This is a genomic window from Nocardioides pollutisoli, from assembly GCF_040045055.1.
In the GTDB taxonomy this organism is placed as follows: Bacteria; Actinomycetota; Actinomycetes; order Propionibacteriales; family Nocardioidaceae; genus Nocardioides; species Nocardioides tweenelious.
The window spans coordinates 2,384,771-2,402,361 of the sequence record NZ_JBDZDU010000001.1; the positions used below are offsets into that span (position 1 = coordinate 2,384,771).

Below are 17,591 nucleotides of genomic sequence, written 5' to 3' on the forward strand. Positions count from 1 at the left end.
CCTAGGCTCCGGAGCATGAAGCGTCTGGTCGTGACCGTGGTGAGCCTGATCGTGGTGATCCTGCTCCTGCTGGCGCCGGGTCTGGTGTCGGACACCTCCGGCAGCACCACGGACTCCGACTTCACGATCTCGTCGTACAAGGCGGTCATGGACGTCGACGACAACGGCGATCTCAGCGTCGACGAGGTCCTCAAGATCGACTTCGTCGTCAGCGGGAAGCACGGCATCTTCCGGTTCTGGGACCGCAGCGACCCGTCGGCCTCGCACGCGCGACGCAACCCGCACGACGTCACGGTCACGATGGACGGCCAGGAGGTGCCGGTCGCCCTCTCGCACGAGGACTCCGGCCGCTACCTCGTCGCGAAGGTCGGGGACCCCGACCGCACCCTGACGCCCGGCGTGCACACCTACAACATCCACTACGAGATCGACGGCATCCTGGAGCCCGGCACCAACGGGCACGAGACCCAGTTCTACTGGAACCTGGTGCCCGACGGCCCGGAGATCGCGAAGGCGAACGTCGTCGTCAACCTCCCCGTCGAGGCCCAGGACGTCCAGTGCGCCCAGGGCGCCGGAGCGGCCAGCGGCTGCACCGCTACGGGCGAGGGCACCAAGACTCTGCAGGTGCAGACCGGCCCGCTGGCGCCCCACACGCCGGTGACCGTCAAGGCCGGCCTCGACATGCCGACCCCGCCGCCCGGCGACGAGCTCCCGTGGACCGCGAAGTGGGACCCGGTCTTCGGCACCAACGTGTTCCTGCTCGCGCTCGTCCTGCTGCTCAGCCTCGGCGCCGCGGTGCTCGGCTACGTGCTGGCCCGCCGCACCTGGGAGCGGGCCCCGCAGTTCCCGCTCATGTACACCCCGCCCGAGGGCGTCGGACCCGCACAGGCGGCCTACATCGTCAACGAGAAGGTCGATGACGAGCAGTACGTCGCCACGCTGATGTACGCCGCCGAGCACGGTGCCATCGACCTCGCCAACCAGGACAAGACCTGGACGATCACCGACAAGAACGGCGCGGCAGGCTGGGCCGGGCTGGACCCGGTCACGTCCGGCGTCGCCCACCTGCTCGGCGGACCCGGCACGTCGTTCACGGCCTCACCCAAGGACGTCGAGGCCGGGAAGCGGCTGAAGTCCGAGATCGACAGCTTCGAGTCGAGCACCACGTCGTGGGCCTCGAGCGAGGGTCTGATGACCTCCAGTGGCCTCGGAGGCCTCGGCAGCCTCGTGATCATCGGCTGCTTCATCGCGGTCCTCGCCTTCTCGTTCCTCAACCCCCTCAACATGTCGGCCATCGGTCTCATCCCCGGCGCCTTCGCGATCGCCGGTGGCTCGCTCGCGGCCCGTGGAGCCGGGACCAAGCGCACCAAGGCCGGACGTGACCTCTGGTCGAAGGCCGGAGGCTTCAAGCGGATCCTGTCGACGTCGTCGGCCGAGGAGCGTTTCGACTTCTCCGGCCGCAAGGAGCTCTACACCGCCTACATCCCGTGGGCTGTCGCGTTCGGCTGCGCCGACGAGTGGGCCGAGAAGTACCGCCTCGAGACGGCGTCCGAGCCGCCCGTCCCGTCGTACCTCGGTGGCTACTACGGAGGCGCCTACGCCGGCACGGCCATCAGCTCGATGGTCGACGACTTCCACTCGACCGTCAGCTCGGCCGTCTCCTCCTACGAGGCCACCCAGAAGTCGTCGTCCGGTGGCGGCGGTGGGGGCGGCTTCTCGGGTGGCGGCGGTGGTGGCGGTGGCGGAGTGGGCTCCTGGTGACCGCTGTACCTTTCCTGCACCTATGAACTGAGGAACTCACATGATCATCGCCATCATCGTCATCGTGGTGCTCGTCGCCCTGGTGGGCTTCGTCATCGTCGGCTTCAACAAGCTGCGCACCACCGACATCGGCGCCCAGGAGGCACTCGGCGGCATCGACGTGCAGCTGACCCGGCGCGCCGACCTGATCCCCAACCTGGTCGAGACCGTGAAGGGGTACGCCGCTCACGAGAAGGGCGTCTTCGAGGAGGTCACCAAGGCCCGCGCCGCGGTGAGCGCTGCCGCCAAGGGCGACGACGTCCCGGCCAAGGCCGCGGCCGACGCCGAGCTCAGCCAGGCCCTGGTCAAGGTCAACGCCGTGGCCGAGGCCTACCCCGACCTCAAGGCCAACCAGAACTTCCTCGAGCTGCAGTCGCAGCTGGCCGAGACGGAGAACCAGATCTCCTTCGCCCGGCAGTACTACAACGACGCCGTCGCCACGCTCAACAAGCTCACGCAGACGATCCCGTGGATGTTCCTCACGGGCATCGCCAACGTGCACAAGCGCGACTTCTACGAGGCCCCCGACGGCCAGGACGTCGCCCCGACCGTCCAGTTCTGAGTCGAGTCGGCGCAGTGTCAGGCTGACACTGCGCCGACTCGGCGGTCAGACGAGTGCGCTGAGCGCCTCGAACTCCTCGTCGGTCAGCTCGATGCCGGCCGCGGCGGTGTTGGACTCAAGGTGGTCGACGCTCGACGTGCCGGGGATCGGCAGCATCACCGGCGAGCGACGCAGCAGCCAGGCGAGCGCGAGCTGCGACGGGGTCGCGTCGTGGTGCTTGGCGGCCTCGGCGAGCGGGCCGTCCTCCTTGGAGAGCTCGCCGGTCGCGAGCGGGAACCACGGGATGAAGCCGATGCCCTCCGCCTCGCAGTAGTCGAGGACGTCCTCGGAGCTGCGGTTGCCGAGGTTGTAGAGGTTCTGCACGGTGGTGATCTCGGCGATCTCGCGAGCGGCCTTGATCTGGTCGACGCTCACCTCGGACAGTCCGATGTGGCGCACCTTGCCCTCGTCCTGCAGCTTCTTGAACTCACCCACCTGGTCCTCCAGCGGGTAGTTCTCGTCGATGCGGTGCAGCTGGTAGAGGTCGATCGTGTCGACCCCGAGCCGGCGCAGGCTGAGCTCGGCCTGCTGGCGGAGGTACGGCGGGAAGCCGAGCTGCGTCCAGACACCGGGTCCCTGCCGGGTGAGGCCGGACTTGGTCGCGATCACGACGTCGTCGGCGTACGGGTGCAGGGCGTCCTTCAGCAGCTGCTCGGCCGTCTCGGGGCCGTAGGAGTCCGCGGTGTCGAAGAAGGTGATCCCGAGCTCGACGGAGCGCCTCAGCACGGCCATCGCGGTGTCGTGGTCCTTGGCCGGCCCCCACACGCCCTCGCCGGGCAGCTGCATGGTGCCGTAGCCGAGGCGCACGACCGGGAGGTCGCCGCCGATCTGGAAGGTTCCGGAGCGGACTGCGATGTTGTCGGTCATGCCTGGCCCAACCGGGCTTGGCGGCGAGGCATTCCTTCGTCGTTGGTCGAGCAGCGAGCGCCAGCGAGCGTATCGAGACCCCTGGTGGGTCTCGATACGCCGGTCGCGACCTCGTTCCTCGGTCGCGCGGCTACTCGACCTGGCTGCTGGATCGTGGCCCTCGCGAGCTCGGGCCACGGCAGCTCAGAACACGTTGAGCGGGCGGAACTGCACCGAGATCCGCGGCCCGGCGTGGGCGACCTTCGGCACGGCGTGCTCCCAGGTGCGCTGGCAGGAGCCACCCATCACGACCAGGTCGCCGTGGCCCATCTCGACCGAGATCGAGGCACCGCCGATCCGCGGTCGCAGCGCCAGCCGGCGCGGGTCGCCGAGCGAGACGATCGCGACCATCGTGTCCTGGGTCCTGCCGCGCCCGATGGTGTCGCCGTGCCACGCGACGCTGTCGCGGCCGTCGCGGTAGTAGCAGCAGCCGGCCGTCACGAACGGCTCTCCGAGCTCGGGCCGGTAGTGCGCCGACAGCGCACCGCGGGCCCGGGCCAGACCCGGGTGGGGGAGCGGCTCGCCGACGCCGTACGTGTGCAGCAGCCGGGGTACGTCGACCTCGCGGTCGTACATCTGGCGCCGCTCGGCCCGCCACGGCACGTCGCGCAGCATCGTGGCGAAGACGTCGTCCGCCTCGGGGAGCCAGCCGGTCACCACGTCGACCCAGGCCCCGCGGGTCAGCACCCGTCGCTCGACGCCGTCGAATGTCGGGGTGCCGACCGGTGGTGCCTCGAAGAGCGAGCCCTGGATGTCCATGACGCGCATCCTACGCCGAGTTCGAACAGATGTTCGAGACCTATTCCGAGGCGATCGCGTCCAGCACGTTGAGCCGCGACGCCCGGACCGCCGGGAGGATCGCGGCGAGCACGCCGACCACGACGGCGATCACGAGGAACACCAGCAGCTGGCCGAGGGGCAGCCCGAGGCTGGTGAGGTTGCCCTTGAGCGACTGCCGCAGCAGTACGCCGATCACGAGGCCGAGCGCCATGCCGAGGACGGCACCGAGGACGGCGATCGCGACCGACTCCAGCGTGATCATCCGCCGCAGGCGGGACCGGCTCATGCCGATCGCGCGGAGCAGCCCGATCTCGCGGGTGCGCTCGATGACGGAGAGGCCGAGCGTGTTGACGATGCCGATGACCGCGATCACGATCGCCAGCGCCAGCAGGCCGTAGATCATGTAGAGCAGCTGGTTGACCTGGTCGCGGATCGACTCGGCGAACTCCTGCTTGTCGTAGACCGCGACGATCGGCGTCGACTTCACCGACTCGTCGAGCGCCTTGCCGACCGCCGCCGCGTCGGCGCCCGGGTCGAGCATGATGCTGAGGCTGGTGTCCTGGCGCGGCACGCCCGCGTCGGCGAGCAGGTCGAGCGGGACGCTGACGGTGCCGGTGGTCTGGCTGCCGTCGACGATCCCGGCGACCTTCAGGTCGAGGGCCTTCCCGGCGAGGAACGTCAGCTCGAGGGGGGACCCGACCTTCAGGTCGTGGTCGTCGGCGAAGCCCGTGCTCACCAGTGCCTCGTTGCCCTGCAGGGCCTGGTGGCCGTCGACGACGTCGAGGTCGTAGATGTCGTTGAAGGCGTCGTCGTTGCCGGTCACCAGGACCGTCGATCCGTCCACCTGCGCGCCGGTGTACTGCTGGCGACTCACGGTGGCGACGCCGTCGACCTTCGCCAGGTCGTCACCGACCGCGGTGGTGAACGGCAGGAAGTTGCTGCTCTGCACCAGGAAGTCCGACGTGAACTGCTCGTCGACGACGTCGTCGACCGACGCGTTGAGCGACGCGGCGAGCACGCCGATGCAGGAGACCAGGGCGAGGCCGATCATCAGTGCTGACGCCGTCGCGCCCGTACGGCGTGGGTCGCGCAACGCGTTCTCGCCGGCGAGGCGCCCGGTCGTGCCGAAGAGCCTGCTGAACAGGCCCCGGCAGACGACCAGCACGGGTCGCCCGATCACCGAGCTGATCGCGGCCGCGGTGAGGATCCAGATCCCGGCCGCGATGCCGATCCAGACCGAGTCGGGACCCGGGCCGCCCAGGACGCCGACGACCGCGAACACGACGCCGACGGCCATGATCACGCCGCCGATGATCGTGCGACGGCGCAGCGAGTCGCCCACGGGTGCCGAGTCCGCGCGCATCGCCGCGACCGGAGCGACCTTCCCGGCCCGCCGGGCGGGCAGGAAGGCGGCGACCAGGGTCACGCCGACGCCGACGGCGTAGCTGATGACCACCGACGAGACGTCGAGCGTCAGGGCGTCGCTGGAGATGTCGAGCCCGACGGCCCGGAACAGCGCGGCGAGGGCGCGCGCGAGCAACCACCCCAGGCCGATCCCGACCGTCGCCGCGACCGTCGACATGACGACCGCCTCGAGCAGCACGGACTGCGTGACCTGCCGGCGCGACGCCCCGAGGGCGCGCAGCAGCGCGAGCTCGCGGCTGCGCTGGGCGACCAGGATCGTGAAGGTGTTGACGATGATGAAGCCGCCCACGATCACCGCGATGATCGCGAACACCAGTAGGAACGTGGAGATCACGTCGAGGAACTGGCCGACGGCGTCCTGCGACTCCTCGGCGACCTGGTCACCGGTCACGGCCTCGAAGCCGTCGGGCGCGACCGTCGCGGCCGCCGCGGCCAGCTGCTTCTGGGAGACGCCGTCGGCAGCGGTGAGGGAGACCTGGTTGTAGGCGTCGGCGCCGTCCAGGAAGAGGTCCTGGGCGCCTTCGGTGCTGAAGACGAGCAGCGTCGCCCCGGCCGTACCACCGCCGTTGAACTCGGCGGTCCCGACCAGGGTGGCCGTGCGGTCGGGCTTGCCGAACGGTGCGAGCAGCTTGACCTCGTCGCCCAGCTGGTAGTCGCCGTTGTCCGCGGCGTCGTCGTCGAGGACGATCTCGTCCGGTGCCGTCGGCCACCGACCGCTGGTCAGGTCCATCGGCGACTCGCCCGCCATGTTCGGGCCACCGTTGTGGTTGAACGCGAGGGTCGGTGCGCCCGTGCCGCCCACGAGCGTGCCGTCGGAGGCGAGCAGGCTCATGCCCACGCCCTGCACGTCGCCGTCGGCGCGCGCCACCTCGGGCAGCGCGGCGAGCTGGTCGACCACCTCGGGCGAGATGGTCTGGTCGGTCTGCGTCGGGGCGGAGTCGAACGACGCCGACTGCTCCGCGCGCACGACGCCGTCCGGAGTGGAGCTGTAGATGATGCTGTCGAAGGTGGACGACAGGCCGTTGCTGAAGACGAGGACGCCGGACAGGAACGCCACGCCCAGCACGATCGCCAGGCCGCTCATCACCAGTCGCACCTTGCGGGCGAACAGGTTGCGCAGGGTCAGCTTGAACACGCCGTCCCCCTAGGCCTGGGTACGGCGAGCAGCGGCCAGGTCCTGCAGGCGGGTCATGTGCTCGAGGATCTGGTCGCGCTGGGGCTCGCGGATCTCGTCGACCACCAGCCCGTCGGCGAGGAAGACGACGCGGTCGCAGTAGGACGCCGCGACCGCGTCGTGGGTCACCATCACGACCGTCTGGCCGAAGTCGTCGACGCTGCGCCGCAGGAACGACAGGACCTCGGCCCCCGACGTGCTGTCGAGGTTGCCGGTGGGCTCGTCGGCGAAGACGATCGAGGGCTTGCTCGCCAGCGCGCGGGCGCACGCCACGCGCTGCTGCTGTCCTCCCGAGAGCTCGGTCGGACGGTGGCCGAGGCGGTCGCGCAGCCCCACCGCCTCGATCACGGTGTCGAGCCACTCCTGGTCGGCCTTGCGGCCGGCCAGGTCCAGCGGCAACGAGATGTTCTCCGCGGCGGTGAGCGTCGGGATCAGGTTGAAGGCCTGGAACACGAACCCGATCCGCTCTCGCCGCAGCGCGGTCAGCTCCTTGTCCTTGAGCCGGCTCAGGTCGGTCCCGCCGACCTCGACCGCGCCGGCCGACGGGGTGTCGAGCGCGGCCATGCAGTGCATCAGCGTGGACTTGCCCGAGCCGGACGGGCCCATGATCGCGGTGAACTGGCCCGCCTCGAGGTCGAGCGTCACCCCGGCCAGGGCGTGCACGGCGGAGTCGCCGGCGCCGTAGGTCTTGCGCAGGTCGATGGCGCGCGCGGCGGGAGCGGCGGGGGACGGCGAGACGGTCATGGCAGCAGCCTGCCGGACTGTGCCGACAGCCGCCATCGGGAACACCCCTGAGGCACCCCGACGTGCGCCGTACGATTTCGACGGGCTGAGTCTGAAATACACGGCGCGGCAACCGATTTCCTCAGGACGTCAACGCTTCGGTCGATTTGGGGACGCGGAGGTCTATACCTGCCTACAGTTCGACTCGTGGACGAGTTGCTGGTGACTGAGGGGCGTGCGCTCAAGCACGTCCAGGTGCGCGAATACGTGCGCACTCTCGTCACGGGGGCGGCACCCGGTTCACCGGCACCTTCTGAGCGTGAGCTGGTGCATCGGTTCGGGGTCGCCCGCATGACGGTGAGACAAGCGATGGATGCCCTCGTGGTCGAGGGCCTGTTGGAGCGCATTCCCGGGCGGGGCACCTTCGTGGCCCGCCCTCGACGCGCTGCGAGCCGACTGACGAGCTACACCGAGGAGATGTCGCGCCGCGGACTGCTGGCCGAGTCCCAGACCTTGGTGGCGCGCCGCGAGCAGGCCGGGCCGGGAGTGGCGCGGGCGCTCAACCTCACGGAGGGCGACGCGGTGATCCACTGGCGTCGGCTGCGGCGTGCCGACAGCACGCCGATGTGCGTCGAGGACGCCTACCTCAACGAGGTGCTGATCCCCGGCTTCCTGCAGAGCGGCATGCCGACCAGCCTGTACGACGCCCTCGAGTCGCGCGGCCTGCGACCGACCTGGGCCGAGGACTCCATCAACGCCGACGTCGCGAACGCGGAGGAGGCGGAGCACCTCGAGATCGCCGCCGGCGCCCCGGTGCTGCGGCACTCGCGTCGTGGGCTCGCCGGCGAGAAGGTCGTCGAGGTGTCCCGCACGGTCTACCGCGCGGACCGCTTCACGATGTGGCTGCAGGTCGGCTCGGAGAGCTAGAGCCCACCGAGGGGCGCGACGACGTCGCCGCTCTCCTCGCAGACCCACACCGGGTCAGGACCGCCGAGGTCCGGCTGGATGTACAGCGCGTGCACCGGTGCGTCGTCACCGCAGTCGAGGCAGACCGGCCACCGGCCGATGCTCTCGAACAGGGCGTCCTGGACGTCCTGGGCGACCAGTCCCGCGATGTACTGCGCTCCCTCGGGCCACTGCTCCGCCCACCACTTACGCTGCGCGACGGCGTCCTCGAGGGCTGAGACCGCGGCCGGGCTCGCGTGCTGACGGGCCTGCAGGTCGGCCAACACGCGGGCGCGCGCGTCGAACAGCAGGGTGTTGTCCATTCCCCCATCATGCCTCGCGGGCAAGGCGCGGCTCCCGCCTGCGGCGTACCTCCCGCCCTACCATCGGGACATGAGCACGGCGCTCCTCGAGGTGACCGTCCTCGGCCCGCGTGACGTCCCCGGCGCGGAGGAGGGCGGTGCCGACCGTCTGCACCTGGTGGCCACCGGGCCGGCAGTCGCACTGTCGCCCGAGCCCGCCGTCGTGTCGTCGGTGTGCCGCGAGACCGAGCTGCCGGTCTTCGTCCTGCTGCGGCTCAACGACACCTGGTCGACGACCGGGGGCGAGATGGCGCGGCTGGTCGGCCTCGCCGAGAGCTACCTCGGCTGCGGTGCCGCCGGCGTCTCGTTCGGCTTCCTCGACGGCGACCTCGAGATCGACACCGAGGTCTGCGCCTACCTCTGCGGGCTGCTGCCGGGGGTGCCCTGGACGTTCGGCAGGGCCATCGACGACACGCTCGACCCGCGTCGCTCCTGGCGTCGCCTGACGGACCTCACCGGGCTGGTGGGGGTGCGCTCCGCGGGCTCGCCGCGTGGACTCTCCGTCGGCTACGACGACCTGCTGGCCACCGCAGCCGATCCCCGGGTCGCCGCGCTGCTGATGCCCGGCGGGGGACTGCTGGCCGAGCAGGTGCCGTGGTTCGTGCGCTCGGGGGTCCGACAGTTCCACCTCGGTGCGCAGGCGCGCCCGGGGGCGTCGTACAAGGCCTACGTCGATGCCGCGCACGTCCGGTCCTGGCGGCTCCTGCTCGACGACGCGGTCGAGCGCGTGGCGCGCAGCGCTGGATGACGATCCTCATCGACCCGCCGCTGGTCCCGTCCCGCGGCCGCCTGTGGTCCCACCTCGCCAGCGACACGTCGTACGACGAGCTGCACGAGTTCGCCGGCCGTCTCGGCATCCCCGAGCGCGGCTTCGACCGCGACCACTACGACGTCCCGTCGGAGTGGTACGACGCCGTGGTCGATGCCGGTGCCGTCCCCGTCTCCTCCCGCGAGCTGGTCGCCCGGCTCATCGCGGCGGGCCTGCGCCGGCGGAAGGGGTCGGCGCCGTCGGGGTAGTCACGGACGTTGTGGTTGTGAAATCGGCCGCGGAACCACCAGAACGTCCGTGACTACCCCGCCAGATCGGGCCAGAGTCCCCGAGCCCGGCGAGCGAGATCGCGGCGCAGTTCGGTGAGGTCGGCGCCCACGAGGTGACCGTCGCGGACGACGTACTCCCCACCCACGAGCACGTGGCGGGCCGACCGCTCGGGGCCGAGGACCAGCGCGGCGAGCGGGTCGAGCACGTCGCCCACGTCGTCGCCCGGCCACACGACGACATCGGCCTTCAGGCCGGGCGTCAGCGACCCGATGTCCGAGCGGCCCAGGCAGGCCGCGCCGCCGGTGGTCGCGAGCGCGAGTGCGTCGGCGGGGGAGAAGGCGGTGGGGTCCATGGCGCGCTGCCGGGCGAGGTAGAGCGCCTGGCGCATCTTGGGCTGCAGGGTGCCGATCTCGTTGGACGCGACCCCGTCGACGCCGAGCCCGACCGGGGCGCCCGCGGCCACCAGGTCGCGCACCCGTGCGATGCCCGACCCCAGGCGGCAGTTGGACGACGGGCAGTGCGCGACCCCCGTACGCGTCGACCCGAGCCGAGCCACCTCGTCGTCGGAGAAGTGGATGCCGTGCGCCACCCACACGTCGGGCGCGATCCAGCCGAGCTCGTCGAGCAGCTCCATCGGGCGGCGGCCGAAGCGGGCGATGCTGTCGCGCTCCTCGTCGAGCGTCTCGGCGAGGTGCGTGTGCAGCCGCAGACCCAGCGACCGGGCGAGCGCCGCCGACTCGGTCATCAGGCGCGTGGAGACGCTGAACGGGCTGCACGGGGCCACCGTGACGACGATCCGGTCGCCGTCGTGCAGCCGGTCGTGCACGGCCACGGTGGACGCCAGGATCGAGTCCACGTCCTCGACGACCGAGTCGGGCGGCAGCCCGCCGGCCGACGCGCCGAGGTCCATCGACCCACGGGCGATGTGGGTGCGGATGCCGATCCGGCGGGCCGACGCCGCGATGGCGTCGAAGACGCTGTCGTCGCCGCCCGGGACCAGGTAGTGGTGGTCGGCAGCCGTCGTGCAGCCGGACAGCGCGAGCTCGGCGAGCGCCACCGCGCTGGCCGCCTCGACGTCCTCCGGGGTCAGCCGCGCCCACACCGGGTAGAGCGTGGTCAGCCACCCGAAGAGCCCCTCGTCGACCGCCCAGCCCCGCGTCAGCCACTGGTAGAAGTGGTGGTGGGTGTTGACCAGCCCCGCGGTGACGATGTCGCCCGAGCAGTCGACGACGACGTCCCCGTCGCGAGGCGGTACGACGCCCACCTCGGCGATCAGCCCGTCCTCGATCGCCACGTCGCCGGGCCAGCGGGCGCCGCGCAGGACGGTGCGGGTCATCCGAGCTCCGCGAGCTCGGCCTCGACGTTCGCCCGGGCCGCCGACTCCCAGGACGTGCGGGCGTACGCCGTGTGGAAGAGGTACGGCTTCGCCAGCAGGTCGCGCAGCACCTCGGCGCGGCCGAGGGCGAAGAGGTCGTCGGGCACGTGGGCGTACTCCTCCCGCACCGAGGCGACGTACTCCGCGTAGCGCTCGGGAGCGGCCGCGAGGATCGCCAGGTCGGCGTCGGAGAGCACGCACCCGTTGGGGTCGTCGTCCGCGGGCCGGTGCACCTCGGTGAGCAGCACCAGCCGCACCACCTCGTCGACGACGGCCTGGTCGACCAGCGTCGGCAGCGCCTCGGCCGCCCACGCGGCGGATCGCTTCTCGGCGTCCGGCTGCGCGTCGTACACGCTGTCGTGGAACCACGCCGCGAGCAGCACCGCCATCCGGTCGAACTCCACCCCGGCCGCGGACAGCTCGTGCACCCGTTCCAGCACCTCACCGAGATGACGACCGTCGTGGTAGCGCCGGTCCGGGTGGCCGTACGACGCGACCAGCTGGGCGCCGAGCGCTCGGGCCCCCGGGAGCGGCCAGGCGAGCAGCAGGTCCACGCCGCCCATTCAAGCCCATCGGGCGCGGCGGCGGTCGGCGGACGCTACGGTGACCTCAACAAGAACGTGTTCTAGAAATGGAGAAGTCATGGCCGCGAGCAACGAGCGGGTCCGCCAGGTCGTCGACGAGTACATCCGCCTGGTCGCCAACGGCAGTGCCGACGAGATCGTCGCGCTGTACGCCGAGGACGCCACCGTGGAGGACCCGGTCGGCACCGACGTACGCGCCGGGCACGCCGCGATCCGGGAGTTCTACGGCAGCCTCGAGGGGCTCGATGCGTCCACGCGGCTGCTCGCGGCCAAGATCGCCGGCGGGCAGGCCGCCTTCCACTTCGAGATCGCCACGAAGGCCGGCGACGCGACCTACACGGTCACGCCGATCGACGTGATGACCTTCGACGACGACGGTCGGATCACCACGATGCGCGCGTTCTGGGGCGACGCGGACATGGTGGTCTCGTAGGTCACCTCGTGACGGGGTCGCCCACCGGGATGTTGCAGGTACCGGGCGACTTGCGCGAGATCCCCACGACGCCGAGGTCACGCTCGACGTCGGCCTCGAGGACGATGCCGGCGTGCGAGGTCGAGACGTACTGACACGTCGCCGGGGCAACACCCAGGTAGGAGCTCGTGCCGGTCGGCGCGACGACGACGCTCACGCCGGTCTGGGGGAGCAGCTTCTTGTCGATCGTGAAGCTGCCGTCGGCCGCACTGACGGTGGTGCCGATGACGACGCCCTTGGCGTCCTTCAGCTGCACGGTCGCCCCACCGAGCGCAACCGCCTTGTTGGACGCGTCCACGACGGTGCCGACCACCGAGGCCGACGGCTTCGCCGGCAGCTCCAGGTCGCCGAGGTTCTTGGTCTCGCTGACCTTGATCGAGAGTGCGCGCAGCCGCAGCGTGTCGTAGTACTGCATGTTGGCGCCGTCGAAGGCGATCAGGCTGACCGACGTCATCGTGCCGAGGCTGCCGCCCACCCGGAAGGTGCCGTCCGCCGCCGTCGTGGTGACGGCGACGATGTCGCCGGTCGGGGCGTAGAGACGCACGGTGGCCTTGCCGACCGGTGTGCCGTCGTCGCCGGCGACCAGGCGGCCGGTGAAGGCGCCGCCGTGCTGGGTCAGCCGGAAGCTGCCGAACGCCGTACGGCCGGCGTGCACCTTGCCCCGGGAGACGGTCCCGGTCTTGCCGAAGAACTCCTGGTAGCCGGGCACGATCAGCGTGTAGCGACCGGGGTAGACGCCCTTGAACGCGGCGGTCCCGTTGCGGGCCTTCATGGTCCAGAACTGGCCGGTCTTCTTGCTGATCGCGGTGACCATCAGCGTCCCGTTGATCGGGCGGTCCCCGGCGTAGAGGTCGACGAGCAGGTTGCCGGCGCGCTTCTTCAGCTTGATGTCGACGTTCTGCGGGTGGCCGGGCTCGAGCTTCTTCACGAAGGTGCTCTTGGCGACGTAGGTCTTCTTGTGGTCGTAGGTGAAGACCGAGTAGCTGCCCTCGGGGAGGCCGCCGATGGCGAACTGGCCCTTGTCGTTGGCGATCGTCGTGAAGGACTGCTGCGCCTTGTTGGCCGCGGTCACGGTCGCGTGCGCGCCGCTGCCGCCGGCCGTGCGCACGGTCCCGGTGATGGCAGCCCCACGGTGCAGGCGGACGTTGCGGACGGCGGTGCTGCCGGAACGGACGGTGACGGTGGCGTCGGTCGGCGCGAACTTCGTGACGTCGTACGACGGCCGCTTGTCGGTGAACTGCAGCCGGTAGGTGCCGACGGGCAGGGTGAGGCTGTAGGCGCCGTTGCCGGACACCGACTTCGAGCCGAGGTACTTCCAGTCGGTCGTGAACCACGCCATCCGGAGCGGCACGCGGTCGTCGTGGGGAGCGACGACGTAGCCGCGGACGCGGCCAGCGGACGCGGCGTCGGCCGCGGGTGCCTGCAGCAGCACGAGGGCGGCCGAGGCGATCAGGCCGACGACGAGGAGCAGCACGCTGGTGGCGTGACGAGTCGTTCTGGGCATGCCACCAACGCTAGGCAGTCCACCTTGAGGTCCCCTCAAGATGGAACGAGGGTTTCCTCAAGTTCTGCCGAAGGCCTCAGCTGGGCTGGCAGCGCTCCGGTTGCCCGGTCGACCCGTCGTACGGCGCGTGCGGGAGTGGCACGCTGCCCACGTCGGTCTGCTGGCCGATGGTGATCGACACCGGCGTCTGCTCGCCGTGGGTGAACATGCAGTAGTTGCCCGGCGCCGCGGCCTGCATCCACCCGCCGCCGTTGGGGTCCGGGTCGACGGTCACGGTCAGCCCGCTCATCGTCGCGAACTGGCCGCTCAGCTTGAACGCGCCGCTCTGGTCCGTGACGGTGGAGGTGAGCTGGTTGCCGCTGGAGTCGTAGAGGCCGACGGCTGCGGCCTTCATCGGGAAAGAGCTGTCGTTGCCGTCGACGACCTTCCCGGTGATCCACCCGCCGCGCTTGGTGTAGGTGAACGTGCCGAAGTCGGTCTTGCCGGACTTCACCGTCGCGCCCTCGACCGACGCGGTCTTGCCGAACCAGATGCCGTAGCCGTTGGCGACCAGCTTGTACTTGCCGGGGTAGAGGCCCTCGAAGACCGCGTTGCCGCCCTTGACCTTCTTGCTCCAGAACTGGCCCGTCTTCTTGCTGACGGCGGTCACGGTCGGGTTGCCGGTGACCTGCTTCTTCTGGCCGTTGGCGGAGGTGAAGAGGTAGACGCGCAGGCTGCCGGCCTTCTTCCGCAGGTTGATCGCGAGGTTGGCCGACTTCCCGGGCTCGAGCTTGCCGGCGTAGGTGCTCTTGTCGACCCAGGCGTGCTTGTGGTCGTAGCTGAAGAGGGAGTACTTGCCCGCGGGCAGGCCGCCGATCGCGAACTGGCCCTTCTTGTTGGCCGTCGTCGTGAAGGACTGCTCACTCTGGTTGGCCGCCTTGACCTCGGCCTTCTTGGCCACCTTGCCGTGGGCCTTGACGGTGCCGGTGATGAAGGCGCCCTTGGTCATCGTGACGTTCTTGCGGGTGCCCTGACCCGAGTGGACCGTGACCTGGATGTCGGTGGGCGCGTACTTCGACGTGACGTAGGAGTCGCGCTGGTCGACGAACTGCAGGTGGTAGGTGCCGGGCGCGAGGTTGAGGGAGTAGCTGTCGCCCTGGGCGTTGGCGGTGCCGAGGTAGGCCCAGTCCCGGGTGAACCACAGGACCTTGACCTTCGGGCTGTCCTTCTGCGGGAACTTCACCGTCCCGTAGGCGACGCCCTTGGCCGGCGCGGCCTCCGTGGGGAGCGCGGCTCCGACCGTCAGCAGCACCCCGACGAGGCTCGCCAGAGCGGCGACGACGACGGACGTGCGGACGCGAGAACGGAACATGCATCCACTTTAAGCGCCATTGCTGAGCGAGTCCTGATTGTCGCGGGTCGGAGTCATCGCCCAGCGGATGGTGCCCGTCGCGAGGCCCCCGAGGGCGCGGACGACGGTGCGCTCGGACACCGGCAGCCAGGGCAGGCGCAGCGGCCGTCGGGTCCAGCGGGGCATCAGCCCGACCGCGGCGGCCGCGATCACGCCGTACGGCGCGCGTGCCAGCAGGGGCAGCGGCGGTCGGAGCAGGAGGTAGCCGACGGTCGCGCGTGCTTCCGGGGTGCTGCGCAGCTCGGGGCGGTAGGCGGCCAGCGTCGCCACGAGCTCAGCCTCGGTCGTCGGCGGGTCCACGACTCCCAGCCGTCGGGCGACCTCGGCGGTCTGGGCGACGTACTCGTCGCGCTCCGGGCCGACCAGCGGCGTCCGGCCGTAGACGGTGTGGGCGCGCAGGAAGCTGTCGATCTCCGCGACGTGCACCCAGCCGAGCAGGTGCGGGTCGGTGGCGGCGTACGACGAGCCGTCGGGCATGGTGCCGACGACCCGCTTGTGGATCGCACGGACGATGTCGACCGCCTGCTGGGCGTCGTCGGCCGTGCCGAAGGTCGTGACCGCGATGAACCGGCTGGTGCGGGCCAGTCGGCCCCAGGAGTCGTTGCGGAAGTCGGAGTGCTCGGCGACCCCGCGCATCGCTGCCGGGTGGAGCGTCTGCAGCAGGAGCGCCCGCAGGCCGCCGATGAACATCGACGCGTCACCGTGGACGCGCGCGATCGGGCTGTCGGCGTCGAACCAGCGCGGACCCGGCTGGAAGTGGATCCGCTCGGCGTGCTTCGGGCCGTCCGGGCCCGCGACGCGCGCGAACAGCTCAGTTCCGATCCGCTCGCGCACGTTGATCATGAGGCGTCCCAGGTCCTCAGCCAGATGGTGTGCTCGGACTCGGCCAGCTTGGCCAGGGAGTCGGCTGGCAGCGGGTCGAGGGTGTCGGTGACGACGTAGCCCTGCTCGCCGCGCGTCGAGAGGTACTGCCCCGTGATGTTGGCGCCGGAGTCGGCCAGGATCCCGTTGACGCTCGCGAGGACACCCGGGACGTTGACGTGGAGGAAGCCGATCCGGTGGCCGTCGTGCAGCTGCGGCGCGAGCACGGCGGGCACGTTGACCGACAGCTCGGTGCGGCCCTCGAGCGAGAAGCCCGCGAGCTTGCCGGCGACGAAGTAGCCGATCTCCTCCTGGGCCTCCTGGGTGGAGCCGCCGACGTGCGGCGTCAGGATCACGTTGTCGAGGCCGCGCAGGACCGACTCGAACTCGTCGCCCTGGGCCTTCGGCTCGACCGGGAAGACGTCGAGCGCGGCGCCCGCGATGTGGCCCGACAGGATGTGGTCGCGCAGCGACTCGTTGTCGACGACCATGCCGCGCGCGGCGTTGATGAAGATGCTGCGCGGCTTCATCTTCGCGAACTGCTCGGCGCCGAAGAAGCCGGCGTTGCCGGGCCGGCCGTCGACGTGGAGGCTGACCACGTCGGCCTTCGCGAGCAGGTCGTCGAGGCTCTTCATCCGCTGCGCGTTGCCGTGGGCCAGGCGGTCGGCGGTGTCGAAGAAGATGACGCGCAGGCCGAGGGCCTCCGCGAGGTTGGACAGCTGGGTCCCGATGTTGCCGTAGCCGACGATGCCGAGCGTCCGGCCGCGTACCTCGTGGCTGCCCTTGGCCGACTTGTCCCAGACGCCCTCGTGCATCTTCTGGGTCTTCTCCGGCAGGCGCCGCGCGAGCGCGATGATCTCGCCGATCACCAGCTCCACGACGCTGCGCGTGTTCGAGTACGGCGCGTTGAAGACCGCGATGCCCTGGTCGGCGGCCGCGACCAGGTCGACCTGGTTGGTGCCGATGCAGAAGCAGCCGACGGCGAGCAGGTCGCCCGCCGCGTCGAGCACGCGGGGCGTGATGTGGGTGTTGGAGCGGATGCCGAGCAGGTGGACGCCAGGGAGGGTCTCGACCAGCTCGTCCTCGGAGAGCGAACCCAGCCGCAGCTCGACCTCGAAACCTCGAGCCTCGAGGATCTCGACAGCGACCGGGTGGATGTTCTCGAGCAGCAACGCCTTCACGATCGACCAGCCTAGGTCGGCCGTGTGCGTCCGACCGAAACGCCGCCGCAGGGTGGACGGCCCCGGTGGTCGAGGAGGTCGCTCTGCGACCGTCTCGAAACCCCCGCAGCCGACAAGCGACCTCAGGTCAGGGGATCATCCAGTGCGGGTGGGTGTGGTCGCCCTTGCAGACGTAGCGGCGGCCGCGGGCATCCCACCCGCTGTGGCCGTAGCTCGCCTGCGGGCAGAACTGACCGCCCTGGATGCAGCTCCCGCTCGACGTGCGCGTGCAGGCGTGGTGGGGAGCCGCGACGGCCTGGCTGGCGGTGGGGACCGACACGAGGCCCGCGAGGGCGATGGCCAGGGCCGCGATGAACGTGCGCAGAGTCATCTCTGGAACGTAGGCGCGGCCCCGGCGCTCCATCGGTGATCAGACATTTCGGCTCGAGCGGACTGGACCGGCCCGTTGCGCCCCGCGCGCGCCCGCGGG

At 70.6% G+C, this 17,591-nt stretch carries 18 protein-coding genes; 6 read left to right on the forward strand and 12 right to left on the reverse strand.

Annotated elements, in window-relative coordinates:
- Positions 1 to 15: 15 nt before the first annotated feature.
- On the forward strand, positions 16 to 1,761 hold the full coding sequence (locus ABLE68_RS11610) for a DUF2207 domain-containing protein (RefSeq protein WP_348871483.1): 1,746 nt from the start codon (positions 16 to 18) through the stop codon (positions 1,759 to 1,761).
- A gap of 40 nt (positions 1,762 to 1,801) precedes the next feature.
- Positions 1,802 to 2,362: a LemA family protein gene (locus ABLE68_RS11615; RefSeq protein WP_348871484.1), complete on the forward strand. Its 561-nt coding sequence runs from the start codon at positions 1,802 to 1,804 to the stop codon at positions 2,360 to 2,362.
- Positions 2,363 to 2,407: 45 nt separating this feature from the next.
- On the opposite strand, the gene ABLE68_RS11620 is transcribed toward ABLE68_RS11615, so the two are convergent.
- From ABLE68_RS11620 to ABLE68_RS11635, 4 genes are all read right to left on the reverse strand, one after another.
- Positions 2,408 to 3,268: an aldo/keto reductase gene (locus ABLE68_RS11620; RefSeq protein ID WP_348871485.1), complete on the reverse strand. Its 861-nt coding sequence runs from the start codon at positions 3,266 to 3,268 to the stop codon at positions 2,408 to 2,410.
- Between the two features lie 183 nt (positions 3,269 to 3,451).
- Positions 3,452 to 4,066 carry an alpha-ketoglutarate-dependent dioxygenase AlkB gene (locus ABLE68_RS11625; protein WP_348871486.1) on the reverse strand — a complete coding sequence of 205 codons (615 nt, stop codon included), beginning with the start codon at positions 4,064 to 4,066 and terminating at the stop codon, positions 3,452 to 3,454.
- A gap of 40 nt (positions 4,067 to 4,106) precedes the next feature.
- A complete protein-coding gene (locus tag ABLE68_RS11630) occupies positions 4,107 to 6,647 on the reverse strand; it encodes an ABC transporter permease (RefSeq protein ID WP_348871488.1) in 2,541 nt (846 codons plus the stop codon).
- A 9-nt stretch (positions 6,648 to 6,656) separates the two neighbouring features.
- Positions 6,657 to 7,430 (reverse strand): ABC transporter ATP-binding protein, encoded by a 774-nt coding sequence (locus ABLE68_RS11635; RefSeq protein WP_348871489.1) that lies wholly within the window; start codon positions 7,428 to 7,430, stop codon positions 6,657 to 6,659.
- Positions 7,431 to 7,676: 246 nt separating this feature from the next.
- Between ABLE68_RS11635 and ABLE68_RS11640 the strand changes: the two genes are divergently transcribed.
- Positions 7,677 to 8,336: a GntR family transcriptional regulator gene (locus ABLE68_RS11640; RefSeq protein WP_348873264.1), complete on the forward strand. Its 660-nt coding sequence runs from the start codon at positions 7,677 to 7,679 to the stop codon at positions 8,334 to 8,336.
- Here ABLE68_RS11640 and ABLE68_RS11645 read toward each other — a convergent pair.
- Positions 8,333 to 8,677: a hypothetical protein gene (locus tag ABLE68_RS11645; RefSeq protein ID WP_348871491.1), complete on the reverse strand. Its 345-nt coding sequence runs from the start codon at positions 8,675 to 8,677 to the stop codon at positions 8,333 to 8,335. The two genes, ABLE68_RS11640 and ABLE68_RS11645, sit on opposite strands and share 4 nt — an antisense overlap.
- Before the next feature lie 70 nt (positions 8,678 to 8,747).
- Between ABLE68_RS11645 and ABLE68_RS11650 the strand changes: the two genes are divergently transcribed.
- Together ABLE68_RS11650 and ABLE68_RS11655 are read left to right on the forward strand one after the other, a co-directional pair.
- Positions 8,748 to 9,464 (forward strand): copper homeostasis protein CutC, encoded by a 717-nt coding sequence (locus tag ABLE68_RS11650; protein WP_348871493.1) that lies wholly within the window; start codon positions 8,748 to 8,750, stop codon positions 9,462 to 9,464.
- Positions 9,461 to 9,733 carry a DUF4031 domain-containing protein gene (locus ABLE68_RS11655; protein WP_348871494.1) on the forward strand — a complete coding sequence of 91 codons (273 nt, stop codon included), beginning with the start codon at positions 9,461 to 9,463 and terminating at the stop codon, positions 9,731 to 9,733. Before ABLE68_RS11650 ends, ABLE68_RS11655 begins: the two co-directional genes overlap by 4 nt.
- A gap of 53 nt (positions 9,734 to 9,786) precedes the next feature.
- Here ABLE68_RS11655 and ABLE68_RS11660 read toward each other — a convergent pair whose 3' ends face one another.
- Both ABLE68_RS11660 and ABLE68_RS11665 read right to left on the reverse strand, forming a co-directional pair.
- Positions 9,787 to 11,091 carry an 8-oxoguanine deaminase gene (locus tag ABLE68_RS11660; protein WP_348871495.1) on the reverse strand — a complete coding sequence of 435 codons (1,305 nt, stop codon included), beginning with the start codon at positions 11,089 to 11,091 and terminating at the stop codon, positions 9,787 to 9,789.
- A complete protein-coding gene (locus ABLE68_RS11665; RefSeq protein ID WP_348871496.1) occupies positions 11,088 to 11,684 on the reverse strand; it encodes an HD domain-containing protein in 597 nt (198 codons plus the stop codon). The genes ABLE68_RS11660 and ABLE68_RS11665 overlap by 4 nt, the downstream gene beginning before the upstream one ends.
- An 88-nt stretch (positions 11,685 to 11,772) precedes the next feature.
- Between ABLE68_RS11665 and ABLE68_RS11670 the strand changes: the two genes are divergently transcribed.
- Positions 11,773 to 12,147, forward strand: coding sequence for a nuclear transport factor 2 family protein (locus ABLE68_RS11670; protein WP_348871497.1), 375 nt, complete (start codon positions 11,773 to 11,775; stop codon positions 12,145 to 12,147).
- Between the two features lies 1 nt (position 12,148).
- Here the strand turns inward: ABLE68_RS11670 and ABLE68_RS11675 are convergent, their stop codons facing one another.
- The 5 genes from ABLE68_RS11675 to ABLE68_RS11695 form a co-directional block, all read right to left on the reverse strand.
- Positions 12,149 to 13,690, reverse strand: a complete 1,542-nt coding sequence (locus ABLE68_RS11675) for an MSCRAMM family protein (RefSeq protein ID WP_348871498.1) — start codon at positions 13,688 to 13,690, stop codon at positions 12,149 to 12,151.
- Between the two features lie 76 nt (positions 13,691 to 13,766).
- Positions 13,767 to 15,041 carry a carboxypeptidase-like regulatory domain-containing protein gene (locus ABLE68_RS11680; RefSeq protein WP_348871500.1) on the reverse strand — a complete coding sequence of 425 codons (1,275 nt, stop codon included), beginning with the start codon at positions 15,039 to 15,041 and terminating at the stop codon, positions 13,767 to 13,769.
- Between the two features lie 9 nt (positions 15,042 to 15,050).
- On the reverse strand, positions 15,051 to 15,923 hold the full coding sequence (locus ABLE68_RS11685; RefSeq protein ID WP_348871502.1) for an oxygenase MpaB family protein: 873 nt from the start codon (positions 15,921 to 15,923) through the stop codon (positions 15,051 to 15,053).
- Positions 15,920 to 17,122 (reverse strand): phosphoglycerate dehydrogenase, encoded by a 1,203-nt coding sequence (serA, locus tag ABLE68_RS11690; protein ID WP_348871504.1) that lies wholly within the window; start codon positions 17,120 to 17,122, stop codon positions 15,920 to 15,922. Before serA ends, ABLE68_RS11685 begins: the two co-directional genes overlap by 4 nt.
- Before the next feature lie 127 nt (positions 17,123 to 17,249).
- The gene (locus ABLE68_RS11695; RefSeq protein ID WP_348871505.1) at positions 17,250 to 17,492 is read right to left on the reverse strand and encodes a hypothetical protein; all 243 of its coding nucleotides are present in this window, start codon (positions 17,490 to 17,492) and stop codon (positions 17,250 to 17,252) included.
- Between the last annotated feature and the right edge of the window lie 99 nt (positions 17,493 to 17,591).